Annotated in this window: 7 protein-coding genes and 1 pseudogene; 4 read left to right on the plus strand and 4 right to left on the minus strand. The window is 69.9% G+C overall.

Translation table 11 applies throughout. The features are described 5' to 3' along the window. The 3 genes and pseudogenes from D7X32_RS39370 to D7X32_RS39380 all read left to right on the plus strand — a co-directional run. A pseudogene (locus D7X32_RS39370) lies at positions 1-215 on the plus strand (2Fe-2S iron-sulfur cluster-binding protein); the annotation flags it as partial. A gap of 2 nt (positions 216-217) precedes the next feature. After that, positions 218-670, plus strand: a complete 453-nt coding sequence (locus D7X32_RS39375; RefSeq protein WP_120607666.1) for an RrF2 family transcriptional regulator — start codon at positions 218-220, stop codon at positions 668-670. Positions 671-803: 133 nt separating this feature from the next. Then, entirely contained in the window at positions 804-1,781 is a 978-nt protein-coding gene (locus D7X32_RS39380; protein ID WP_120607667.1) for a hypothetical protein, read from the plus strand. A 14-nt stretch (positions 1,782-1,795) separates the two neighbouring features. Here the strand turns inward: D7X32_RS39380 and D7X32_RS47240 are convergent, their stop codons facing one another. The 3 genes from D7X32_RS47240 to D7X32_RS39390 all read right to left on the minus strand — a co-directional run bounded on the left by D7X32_RS47240 (position 1,796) and on the right by D7X32_RS39390 (position 7,277). Further along, entirely contained in the window at positions 1,796-2,272 is a 477-nt protein-coding gene (locus D7X32_RS47240) for a hypothetical protein (RefSeq protein ID WP_244239437.1), read from the minus strand. 372 nt (positions 2,273-2,644) lie between these two features. Beyond that, positions 2,645-2,842, minus strand: coding sequence for a hypothetical protein (locus D7X32_RS47245; RefSeq protein WP_244239438.1), 198 nt, complete (start codon positions 2,840-2,842; stop codon positions 2,645-2,647). A 79-nt stretch (positions 2,843-2,921) separates the two neighbouring features. Next, positions 2,922-7,277: a carbohydrate binding domain-containing protein gene (locus D7X32_RS39390; RefSeq protein ID WP_120607668.1), complete on the minus strand. Its 4,356-nt coding sequence runs from the start codon at positions 7,275-7,277 to the stop codon at positions 2,922-2,924. 182 nt (positions 7,278-7,459) lie between these two features. On the opposite strand from D7X32_RS39390, the gene D7X32_RS39395 reads away from it, so the two are divergent. After that, the gene (locus D7X32_RS39395) at positions 7,460-10,531 is read left to right on the plus strand and encodes an aminotransferase class I/II-fold pyridoxal phosphate-dependent enzyme (protein ID WP_120607669.1); all 3,072 of its coding nucleotides are present in this window, start codon (positions 7,460-7,462) and stop codon (positions 10,529-10,531) included. 16 nt (positions 10,532-10,547) lie between these two features. On the opposite strand, the gene D7X32_RS39400 is transcribed toward D7X32_RS39395, so the two are convergent. After that, positions 10,548-11,955: FadR/GntR family transcriptional regulator (locus D7X32_RS39400; RefSeq protein ID WP_439329045.1), on the minus strand; the 1,408-nt coding region annotated here is incomplete at its 5' end.

Genomic DNA, 11,955 nt, shown 5'->3' on the forward strand with positions numbered 1-11,955 from the left:
GTGGGGCCGTGGAGGAGGGGGCGCTGGAGACGCGGGTCCTGGGCTGCCTTCCGAGGCGGCCGGCGGGCTGGCGGGCGTTCCTCTGCGGCAACGCCGAAGCGGTGCTATCCCTGCGCAAGAAGCTCTTTCTCGCGGGGTTCTCGCTGAAGGACATCCACGCGGATGCCTTCCTGCCGAGCGTGCCGCGAGCGGGGCCCGTCGCCGGAGCCGCCTGACCTTGCACCTGACCCTTCACGCCGACTACTCGCTGCGCGTCCTCATGTACCTGGCGGCACGGCCGGGGCGGCCGTCGTCCACGCAGGAGATGGCGGACGCGTACGGCATCTCCAAGCACCACCTGGTGCGCGTGGTGCAGACGCTGGCGCAGGAGGGGCACGTGGAGGTGAAGCCCGGACGCGCGGGCGGCGTGCTGCTGGCGAAGGCTCCGGGAGACATCCGGCTGGGCAAGGTGGTGCGCGCGGCCGAGCCGGACTTCCACCTGGTGGAGTGCTTCGACCGCGAGCGCAACACCTGTCCCATCGCGCCGGCGTGCGGCCTCAAGGGCGTGCTGGCGGAGGCGCGTGACGCGTTCCTCGCCACGTTGGACAAGTACTCGCTGGAGGACCTGCTGCGCCGCTCCAAGCCCGGCCTGTCGGACCTGCTGCTGACGCCGGCCGCGCCGCAGGGATAGACGCACCCCGGAGGACGCGGCTTCGTCCGGCCAGGACGCAGCCGGAACGACTCCAGGGCCGTGCACGCTCTACGGGCCACCAGGGCACGGGGCTTGCTGTTGGGCCTGCCCGGCTCAATCCCCCGGAGCGCACATGTCCCAGTCGGTCCAGACCATCCTGAACATCAACGGCATCGCGAACGGCTCTCCCTACAGCACGCAAGAGCCCACCATCGTCTTCAACAACCTGCCGTTCAGCGTCTGGGGCTCGATGTCGAGCGCCCGCACGGTGACGGGGAAGGTCATCGGCTTCGCGAACCCCCAGCAGTATCAGGTGGCGCTGTTCGCGCTGGAGTCGAAGACGCAGATTGTGGGCAACACGTCCTGGCTGACGTCGGTGGGCAGCGATGGGAGCTTCTCGTTGTCCGTGCAGCAGAGCGCCACCGTCTACTGCGCGCTGCTGATGACGCCGACGTTCGCCCAGTCCTACTTCGCGAGCACCTTCCCCAGCGGCAGCGGCACCGTCTCCTCGCTGCCGATTCCCGCCGAGCATCCGGGCGACGTGCTCCTGATGATTGGCCTGCCGGCGGGACTCAACCGGAGCCTGGTCCTCCCCTTCGGTGTGGAGAACCCCATCGTCAAGCCGGGTGACGCCTGCCTGCAGCCCATGGGACTCAACCGGCAGTTGTCTCCCGGCTCGACGCAGGGCCTGCCGGATCCCTCCAATCCCTCCCAGGTCAACCAGCTGTGGAGCATGCTGGTCGAAGGGGGCGGGCCTGGGATGATGTCGTTCCGGGTCACCACCCAGAACCCGGACGGGACCGCAGGGAAGGGAGCGTTCGCCACGGGCGCGTATGTCTATGGCCAGTCGATGTATCTGCTCGCGGGCGCCGGTCCCGCCTCCGGACAGCCGGGCGCGACGACGCCCATCGTTGTCTCCCAGCCCATCGTCAACTGGCAGATCCTGGCGCCCTCCATGGTCCAACTGGGGCTGGCGCTCACCATCCTGCCGGAGAAGATCCTGCTCGCCGTCGACGTGGTGAACGTGGAGCCTTCGGTCCTGGGGACCTTCCTGAAGACGCTCTACAAGGTCGAGTTCAAGCTGCTCGGCCTGCTGTTCGACATGCTCTGACCCCCGCTTTCCGCTCAGCCCGAGAGGAATGTCTCCCAGTCGTCCGGAGCCACCTCCACGCCCGACCCCTTCCGCCAGGCGGTGACCTCCGCCTTCCAGGCCGCCGCCCCTCCTCGCAAAGGGAACGCACGCGTGACCGCGAGCCGTTGAATCGCCTCGTGGTCGCGCAGGAGGATGCGATTGACCGCGTCGACGTCGCCGGGTTTCGCGCGCAGCCGCAGCTCCGCCGCCTTCAGGGAGCCCTCACGGCGGAACAGCGTGGACAGGTCCTCCACCACCGGTACCTCGATGACGGACCAGAGGCCCAGCAGCGGCGGTTCACGCCCCTCCAGCAGCGCCGCGTGCAGCCGGTCGTGGCCATCCACCACCAGCCACCGCTCGACCAGGGTGAAGTAGGTCAGCAGGACGGGCGGCAGCGTCCCGTCCCGCGCGTGTTTGCGCCACGCCTTCACCCGGCTGTCGTTCTCCGGTGCCGGCGCGCGCAGCGGCATCACCCCACCGCTGCGCTCCGGGAGGACGCCGGGCCCCGCCCAGGACCAGTCCTCCGCTCGGAAGGGCGGGAAGCGCAACGCCGCGTCGAGCCCGCAGGGTGGTTCCGGAAAGAACCCCGCCCCGATGCCAGGCACGGTGGAGTAGCCCCGGGCCTGCGTGACGGGAACCGTCTGGAGCGGCCGCAGGCACCAGCGCCCCGCGTGCAGCAGCGAAGGCTCGGACGCCTCGAACTGGTGGACCCACCACCGGCTCCACGCGGCCCACCATTCGGGTGAGCCTGGATCCGGATGACGCCGGGCCTCCTCGGCCGTGATGGGGGCGAACGCGCCCGTGAGCTTCGCGGGCCCGCGCAGCCACGAACACCCGTCCCATCAGTCGTCCACCCGCATCCAGAACAGCGGCTGGCCGCCCAGCATCACGCGCAGCAGGTAGGGCCGGGTGGCCTCGACATGGAGCAGGGGCCGCCGCCGCCAGTGTCCCCAGGATGGGACCTCCAGCAGCAGCCCGGGGCCGCCCACCGGCATCCGCCAATCCGTGTCATCCGCCGTCACGGCGATCCGTGGCTTCACCGGGTGCCCTCCACGGCCCGACACTACACCCCGCGGCGGACCCGGGCTTTCAGGCCCGCCGCGAGGCGTCTTCAACGGCTCAGCGCCACGTGTCGTTCACGGTCGAGGTGCCCGTGGCCGGCGTCGTCAGGGTGCGGTTGGCGCCGCTCTCCCAGATGACGTTGTTGGCGGCGTCCTTCTTGATGAACTTGTACTCAATCGCCGTGGCCCCCGGCAGCCCGACGGCCGCGCCCCACGTGGGGTAGTTGTCCGCGGACAGCAGGATGGCGCTCGCGGGGCTCCAGCTCCCCAGCGCGGCGACGCTGCCCACCACGTACACGCTCTGTCCCATCACGGTGCTCGCCGTGACGTTGAACGTCACCGTGGCTCCGCTGGTGGACGTGGTGACGGAGAGCGCGGAGGACTGCGCGGACGCGTTGCCCGCCGTGTCCCGCGCCCGCACGGTGTAGCTGTACGCCGTGCCCACCGTCAGCCCCGTGTCCGTGTAGCTGGCCGTCGTGGGCGAGCCCACCAGCGAACCATTGCGATACACGTCGTAGCCCGCGATGCCGCTGGCGTCAGTGGACGCCGTCCACGTCAGCGACACGGTGGTCGCCGTCTTCGACGGAGCCGTCAGCCCCGAAGGCACCGTGGGCGCGGTGGTGTCCTGCGACGGCGCACCCGCGGAGATGGTCCCCGCGTTGAACGTGGAGGTGCCCGCGGGGAAGAAGTAGTTGAGTCCCCCGTTGTTGTCCCACGTGCCGCTGCCGTTGTTGAAGTCCGCCTCCAGCTGCGTGGCCGACCCCAGGTCCACCGTGTGCTTCGCGTAGCCCGCGACCTCCGCCGTCGCCATGGCCACGCCCGGCGCCGTCGTCCACGTGCCACCCGCGGGGCGGTAGTGGATGTACGGCGTGGCGTAGCCCTTCTTGTAATACACGGTCGCCGTGTTGCCCGTGCTGGTGGTGACGGAGAGCGCGGTGCTCGCCGCGGACGTGTTGCCCGCCGCGTCTCGCGCCTTCACCGTGTAGCTAAACGCCGTGTTCGACGACAGCCCGCTGTCCGTATACGTCGTCGCCGTGGGCGTGCCGACCTGTGTGCCATTGCGGAACACCTGGTAGCCCGTCACCCCGACGTTGTCCGTGGACGCGGTCCAGCTCAGCGACACCGTCGTCGCGGACTTCGACGGAGAGGTAAGGCCCGTGGGCACCGACGGCGCCGACGTGTCGCTCACCGGCCCGCCCGCCGTGATGACGCCCGCGTTGAAGGTGGAGGTGCCCGTGGGGAACAGGTAGTTGCTCCCGTTGTTGTTGTCCCACGTCCCGCTGCCGTTGTTGAACACCGCCTCCAGTTGCTGCACGGAGCCCAGGTTCACCGTGTACTTCGCGTAGCCCGCCACCTCCGCGTCCGGCATGAGCACCCCGGGGGCGGTGGTCCACGTGCCGCCCGCGGGGCGGTAGTGGATGTACGGCGTGGTGAAGCCCTTCTTGTAATAGACCGTCGTCGTGTACCCCAGGCCGGTGGTCACGGAGAGCGCCGCGCTGGCCACGGAGGTGTTCCCCGCGGCGTCGCGTGCCTTCACGGTGTAGCTGTACGCCGTGCTCGAAGAGAGCCCCGTGTCCGTGTACGTCGTCGCCGTGGGCGCCGCCACCTGCGTGCCATTGCGGAACACGAGGTAATCACTCACGCCGTAGTTGTCCGTGGACGCCGTCCAGCTCAGCACCACCGACGAGCTGGTGACGTCCGAAGCACTCAGCCCCGTGGGCGTGGAAGGCGCCGTGGTGTCCGGGGGCAGGGTGGTGACGGAGAGCGCGGTGCTCGCCGCGGACGTGTTGCCCGCCGCGTCCCGCGCCTTCACCGTGTAGCCATACGCCGTGCCCGCCGTGAGCCCGCTGTCGGTGTAGCTGGCCGTGGTGGGCGTGCCCACCTGCGTGCCATTGCGGAACACCTGGTAGCCCGTCACGCCGACGTTGTCCGTGGAGGCCGCCCAGGTGAGCGTCACCGAGCGGTCCGTGCGCGTCGCCGCGAGCCCCGTGGGGACGGACGGCGCGGTGGTGTCCACGCGGAGGAACGGGTAGGTGCCCGCCACCGTGCCGTTGACGTCCTCGATGTACTTTCCGCCCTCCTGCCGGTACTTGCCCGCGCCCAAGTAGACGGACTGGATCTCGCTGCGGGTGACGTTGCCGCGCGCGTCGGTGGCCTCGATGTAGTAGTCGACCACCTGGTCGCGGTACGCACTCAGGTAGGCGTAGTAGAGGTCGCCAATCTCCTGCGCGGCCACCTTCTGCATCACCGGCAGGTACGCCGGCTGCCATGCCACGCCATTCATCACCGGCCGCAGCTCGCGGCGCTGGAGCGGGTAGTCCACCCAGGCGCCCACTCGCGACGGATCGATGTTGGGCACGCCCGCGGTCTTCAGCGCCGCCGGGTCATAGACGCGGGGCGTGTTGTCCAGCGGGTCGATGCTCTTCGCCGTGTGCACGCGCACGCGCGCCTTGATGCTGGTGATGCCGCTGACGTCGAAGGCGTAGGTGTACAGCGCGAAGGTGTTGTCGAAGTGGTGCAGCGTCCACCCTTCGGACTTGTCCGTGTTGGCGCTGCCCGGGTTGTACGGCCAGCGATTCGCCCACCAGAGGGACGGGCCCGTGCGGTCCTGCGCCAGCCGGTCCTGCACGTACGGCTTGGAGAAGTAGAGCGACTGGTTGAAGGACAGCGTGGGCTTCACGTTGTCGTCCACGTTCTCGTCGTAGTAGCCGAAGCCGGAGTCCATGGCCGGCAGGAGGAAGTACCAGGCCAGCTCCGCGGGGTTCGCGCCGCCCGCCCAGTCGTTCGCGGCGTCGCCCTTCACCGGGAAGGACATCATCCACGGGTTGAGCTGGTTGCCCGTGTGTGTCACCTGCGAGTCCAGCGCCGTGGTGGGCTTCCAGTGGTTGGGGTGCGCGTCCAGCCACAGCTGTTCGGCCGTCTTCGCGTAGTTGAGCGCGGCCTGGAGCAGCGCGAAGTTGCGCTCCAGGTAGTGCCAGCCGTGCTCCAGCGACACCGTCATCCCTTCCTGCACGCCGCTCAGGTTCGTCTTGGGCGCCAGGTTGAGGCCGGTGGCGGAGTTGAAGGCGGGGAACTGCCCCTTCCAGATGCCGAAGGGCAGCCGCCAGTGGTGCCACTGCGGGTCGGACGACGAGTCACGCGTGTCCACCCAGGAACCGTCCTGCACGTGCACCACGTCCGTGGACACAGGCGTGTTGGAGGCCAGGTACTCGTCGATGCCCAGGCACTGCACGCCGCCGGAGCAGGTGACGGCGCGGCCGTTGAGCCACGTGTCGAGCGAACCCGCGCGCCCGCCGGAGTTGTCGCCGTCATGCGCGAGCACGAAGAACTGCTTCTGCGGCGTGAGGCCCTCGAAGTTGCGCAGGCCCACCACGTCCACGGTGGCCTGCCCCTCCCAGCCCTCCAGCCAGGAACCGTTCTGGTTGACGGGGATGCCCACGACGCGCGACTCGGCGCCGGTGGCCGGGTCCACGTAGCGCACCCAGTGCGGCGTGGAGGCGAAGGGGTACTTGTTGCGGATGACCTGCTGCTCGTGCGCCATGCCCTCGCTCACCCAGGCACCCACGGTGCTGGTGTTCTGGAGGTCCGCGCGGTTGGGCGGCGACACCAGCGTGTCGGAGCCCGGGTCGTTCAGGAACGGGTAGTCCTTCAGCGTGCGGGAGAAGTGGTTGTCGCCGATGACGGACCACTTCACGCCCAGCTTCGCCAGCGTGGGGATGAGCCGCTCGGAGAAGCCCAGCTCCGTGGGGAAGAAGCCCTTGGAGGACGTGAAGCCGCTGCCCAGGAAGTACGACTGGGACAGCGTGGCGCTCTGGTAGATGAGGTCCTTGAGGAAGTAGTCCGGCCCCACCAGCGGGCCCATGGAGTGGTGGCCCGTGAAGTGGATGAGGTCCAACGAGCGGTTGCCCGCGGGCGTGCGCAGGTTGGTGTAGCGGTCCCTCCAGGTCGCGCCCCAGCTGGCGTTGTCGTAGCCGGACACGTTGTGGCGGGTGACCAGGTCGTTGACGTTGTTCACCACCGCGCCAGACATGGTGACGTGGACCTGCCCGGTGGAGGCATTGGCCTTCATGTCCGCGGCGACGTCCGGCGGCCAGAACTGATACGCGCCCACCTTCGCGTGGTGCGAGTAGTACGTCACCAGGTCGTCGTGCGGCATGGGCGCGCCCGACGGCAGGAAATAGGTGTAGTTGGCCGGAGGTGACTGCTTTATCTGGATGACCTGCCCGTCATACGCGTAGCGGATGGGGCCTCCCACCGGTGTCGCATTGTATTGGGTCAGGTCGTAGTACGCCCAGAAGTTGGGCATGTGATTGTGATACACGTGCGCGGCGGCGATCTGCGCCTGGGCCGGCTGCGCGTGTAACAAGATGACGGCGAACACCGCGAGCAAGGCCAACTGCCATTGTCTTTTCATCGAGCGTCCTCACCGGGCGAGTGGGGGCCGCCCGGTGGGGCCACTGCATACTGGCGGTTGACACAAGATTTCCCATGTAAACTGGAAATGACAATCTGTAAATTGATACTGCGATGCGTCAGGCATTCGCGGTCAGGCTGTCGTTGACAGGGCACAGGCGGGCCCGGACAGTCGGGCCCGCCATGGCCACCTATCCCGCGTCACCCCGTGAAGCCTTTGTCCAATTGCGTACGCTTTCGGAGGCGCTGGCCCGGCCGGAGGAGCGTGCGCGGGCGCTGGCGGAGCTGCGCGAACTGGCGGAGCTGTCGCGCGACCAGCCGGAGGGCGCGCCGCTGCGGCTGGCGTCGGTGGTGGTGGCGGTGGGCGCGTCCCAGGAACGGCTGGAGCTGCTGATTCCGCCGTCCATCTTCGCGCCCGAGGCGTGGGCGTTCACGTTCCTGGAGGGGCTCTTGAAGGTCCCCCTGGACGAGTACGCCGGCAAGCAGCTGGTGGAGGTGGGCTCCGGGTCCGGGTGGATCTGCATCGCGCTGGCGAAGTTCACGGGGCTCGCGCGCATCCGGGGGCTGGACCTGAACCCGCAGGCCCCGGCGGTGGGGCTTTGCAACGCGTGGCTCAACGGCGACGAGCAGCTGGTGTCGCGGCTGTCGTTTGGTGAGAGCGACCTGCTGCTCGGACTGCCGCAGGCGCCCGCGTGGGACTTCATCGTCGGGTGCATTCCCCAGGTGCTGCGCGGCGACGAGCTGCCCGCGGAGCTGGCGCAGGCGGATGAACAGGCGCTGTTGGACTTGTCCAACTACACGTCGCTGCAGAACGTCTACGAGGACCACTTCGGCCTGGGGCTCATCGCGCGGCTGCTCAACGAGGCGCCGGAGCGGCTCTTGCCGGGGGGACGGCTGCTCCTGAACCTCGCGGGCCGTCCGGGCCGCGCCATCATCGCGCGGATGTTCACCCGGCGCGGCTTCACCACCCGCGTGCGCGTGGCGCGGCGGGTGATGCAGGCGGCGGACACGGACATCCGCCCCCTGGTGTCGCTGGAGCAGCGCACCGGGCGGGAGTTCGAATTCTTCATGGAGGCCCACAGCCCGGAGCCCCTGCGCGCGGCGACGGCGCTGGGCTGGCTCCAGTCAGGCCACCCCATCTGGCACGAGGTGGCGGTGTGGGAAGCCCACCTGTCGCTGCCCCGGGAGACGCTGGCCCTGCGTGCCGCGCTGCGCTCGCTGGGCATCGCCGCGCTCCAGGAGGAGCTGGACCTGGGGGCGGCGTCCCCGGAGCAGCTGGGCTTCGTCACGGCGCTCGCGGAGCGGCTGTCCCAGGCGCCGTATCTGCCCTACGCGCACGAGGCCGGTGACGCGTCCTTCCGCAGGCTGGTGGCCCGCTATCTGGACCGCCACTTCGGCTTGAGGTTGTCGGAGGACTCGCTGTTCGTCGCGCCCGAGCGGGAGCAGGCCGTCTATTCCTTCCTGCTCGCCACGTGCGACCCCGGGGACACGGTGCTGGTGTCGCGCAGCCTGCACCCGCTCTACGCCCGCGCGCTGGACAAGGCGGGCGTGCGCGCCACCGTGACGCACAACACGCTGGGGGAGATCCGCCGCCTGCTCAGCGCCTTCGACGTGAAGGCCGTGCTCCTGACGGTGGAGCCGGGCGAGCGCACCAACCTGGCGGTGCTGCGCGACATCGTGGCGGAGGCCGCGCGGCGGGGCATCTGGGTGGTGCTGGACGAGAGCGCCTTCTTCAACATCACCGGGGAGGTGGAGCCGCGCACCCTCTTCGAGTTCCTCGCCCGGACGCAGCACGCGCCCAACCTGGTCATCCTGTACGGCCTCATCAAGAACGCGGTGTGGCCGGACCTGGAATTGACGCTGCTGCTCCCCGTGCCGGAGCCGCTGCGCGCGGACCTGGAGGTGGCGGCGGAGGTGACGTACTCGCGCATCAGCGTCCTGGCGGAGTGGTTCTACGAGCGCACCTTCTCGGAGCTGCTCGCCTTCCGCATGGCGTTCGCGGAGCCGGAGCCTCCCTCGCCGCACCGGGTGCCGGAGGTGCCGCTGCCCCGCTCGCAGCGCATCGCGCGGCTGTCGGCGCTGCCCGCGTTCGCGCCCCGGTTCTTCCGCGAGGACGACCCGGAGCTCGTGCGCCTGGACTACGGCGAGAACGAGGGCCCGCTGCCGCTGCCGCTGGTGGAGGGGCTCATCGCGGCGGGGGTCGCGCCGCGCGCGGATGGAGCGCAGACGGGGCTGGCGGAGGCCGTGGCGGCCTTCCTGCTGGAGACGCGCGGCGCGCGCTATGCCCCCGAGGACGTCGTCGTGGCGCCGGGGGTCTGGCCGCTCATGCATCACCTGGGCGTGGCGCTGCGCCAGCGGTTGGGCCGGGTGCCGCGCGTGTTCCTGGTGACGCCCTGTTATGGCGTGCTCGCGCCCACGTTCCTCGCGGCGGGGTGCGAGGTGGAGTCCGGACCGCTGGGCACGCTGCTGTCGCGCCGTGCGCGCGGCGGAATGCCGGACGCGGTGGTGCTGTCGCAGCCGGCGAACCCCACGGGCCACTACCTGTCACATGAGGAGCTGATGGCGCTGGCGACGTTCGTGGTGGAGCAGCGCTGCCTCTGGGTGTCGGATGAAATCTTCGGCCTGGTGAACCTCACCAACCCCACGGCGGAGACGGTGCACAGCCCGGTGACGCTGGAGGGCGCGGTGCCGGGCATCGGTGCGCGGACGGTGCTGCTGGGCGGGCTGTCCAAGGAGTTCGCGGCCGGAGGCCTGCGCGTGGGCTGGGTGGCGACGAAGGACCGGGCGCTGGTGGCGGCGCTGCGCGACAGTGCTCCAGGCGTGCTGCACACGCCCACCGCGCGCGCGGCGGCGTACCTGTACGCGGCCCATGCCCGCGGACCGGATGGACAGCTGCTCTACGCCGCGCGGCACAAGGCGCTGCGGAGCTACCTGGCGCGGATGCGGCGCGACCTGGCGGAGAAGCGCGCGTTGCTGGCGGAGGCGCTGCCCGACGACGGCCGCGCGGAGTCCACCGAGGCGGGCGGCCTCTTCCTCGCGCCGCGGATGACGGCGTGGCTGGGGCGCTCGGTGGAGGGGGTGAAGCTCACGCCGGAGAACCTGCCGCGCATCGTCTACGAGCACACCCACGTGGTGCTCAACGGCGGCGCGTGGTGTGGCGACCCGGAGCGCGTGCGCGCGGTGTTCTCCATCCCCCGGGAGAAGCTGTTGAAGGCCCGCGACCGGCTGCGGGCCTTCGGTCAGCGGCTGCGCTGATGCGGGCGGTGCGGTTTCATTCGAGGCCGCAGGAGTCCTCACACACGTAGCCGCCGACGCGCTCGTGCCAGCACCTCGACTGGCAGGTGCAGTCCGGATCCAGGCAGATGCTGGGACACAGGGGAGTGGCCTCGGCCTGCGTGGCCGGCATGAAGCCCGCCGCTCCGCCGGCAAGGACTCGCAGGACAAATGCCAGCTGCATCATCCCCTTGTGCATGACGCCCCCTTGAGGGGACAGCGGACCGGAGTCCAGGCAGGTGGCCAGGAGCTGACTGCCACAGGGCCTGTCCTCCTTGCGCACCACCCCGCGGCCTTGTCCGTGGATGCCGGTGGGGAGCGCCTCCGGCTGGAAACCCCTTGTGGCAGCCGAAGCGTCGCAATCTGTCCTGCAGTCGGACAGGTTCCCCAAGGGCGTGCCCATCACGTCCCCGGCGCATTTCTCCTCGGCCTCTCTGTGGGCGAGCTCCGGGGTGGCTGAAGACCGCAGCGCCTCGCTGTCGGGCTCCACCGGCTGGTCTTCCACCTGGGAACAGGGTGCAATCCCGAGCGCCGCGTTGACGTCCGCGGTTGGTTCAGGGCCGCCGATTCCGAGGTCATGCTCCTCATTACAGGAGCGTGCCTCAAGCGTATCGTCCGGCGCGGAGACTGACGCGAGGGCGCTGAGGAGGCCCTCCTGGGCGCCCTGGGCTTCGGGGGACTCCTCCTGCTCCTGGGGGACGGGGGCGAAGTCGTTCAGCACTCGCTCATCGCACGCCTTCAGCAGCGCCGGCAGCTCGTGCAGGAGTCGCCGCACGTCGCGAGTGTCCAGGGCCCCCATCGCGCAGGTGGTCCACTGGCGCAGCGACTCGCCGCCCATGAGGGACAGCAGCCGGGACGCATTGCCTCGCAAGGCCCACTGCAGCGACTGGATGAGGAGCAGGTGCCCTGGGCGCTCCGCGATCCGGGCCGCCAGCCTCAGCAGCTCGAATTCCAACTGCGCGCAGCGGACCCCCGGGTGCCATCGCGCCGCGTCCCAAAGCCTGAAGCAGGCATCCTCCAACGGGCGCAGGTCCGCCGCTGAGGCTCTCGCGCAGCAGTCGGCCAGCAAATCCACCAGCACCTGCCGCTTGAGGCTGAAGAAGCCCTCCAGCAGCCGCCGGCACTCCGGGCGGCGCTCGTCATGCAGCGCCAGGCCCAGGTTCTCCAGCGTCAGCGACTCATCCAGTGCCACCGCGCATGCCCTGCGCGCGGAGCGCTGCACCACCAGGCCCCGCGCCGCCAGCCGCCTTAGCGCCTCGCGCACCGTGCCCCGACTCACTCCGTAGATGCGCGCCAGCATCCTTTCCGAGCCCAACTGCCCGCTTCTCGGCAGCCTCCCCAGCGAAATATCGCGCTCGAGCTGCTCCTCCACGTACGCCACGAGTCCCACCCGCACCAGCCCAGTC

This window comes from Corallococcus carmarthensis (assembly GCF_003611695.1).
Taxonomy (GTDB): Bacteria; Myxococcota; Myxococcia; order Myxococcales; family Myxococcaceae; genus Corallococcus; species Corallococcus carmarthensis.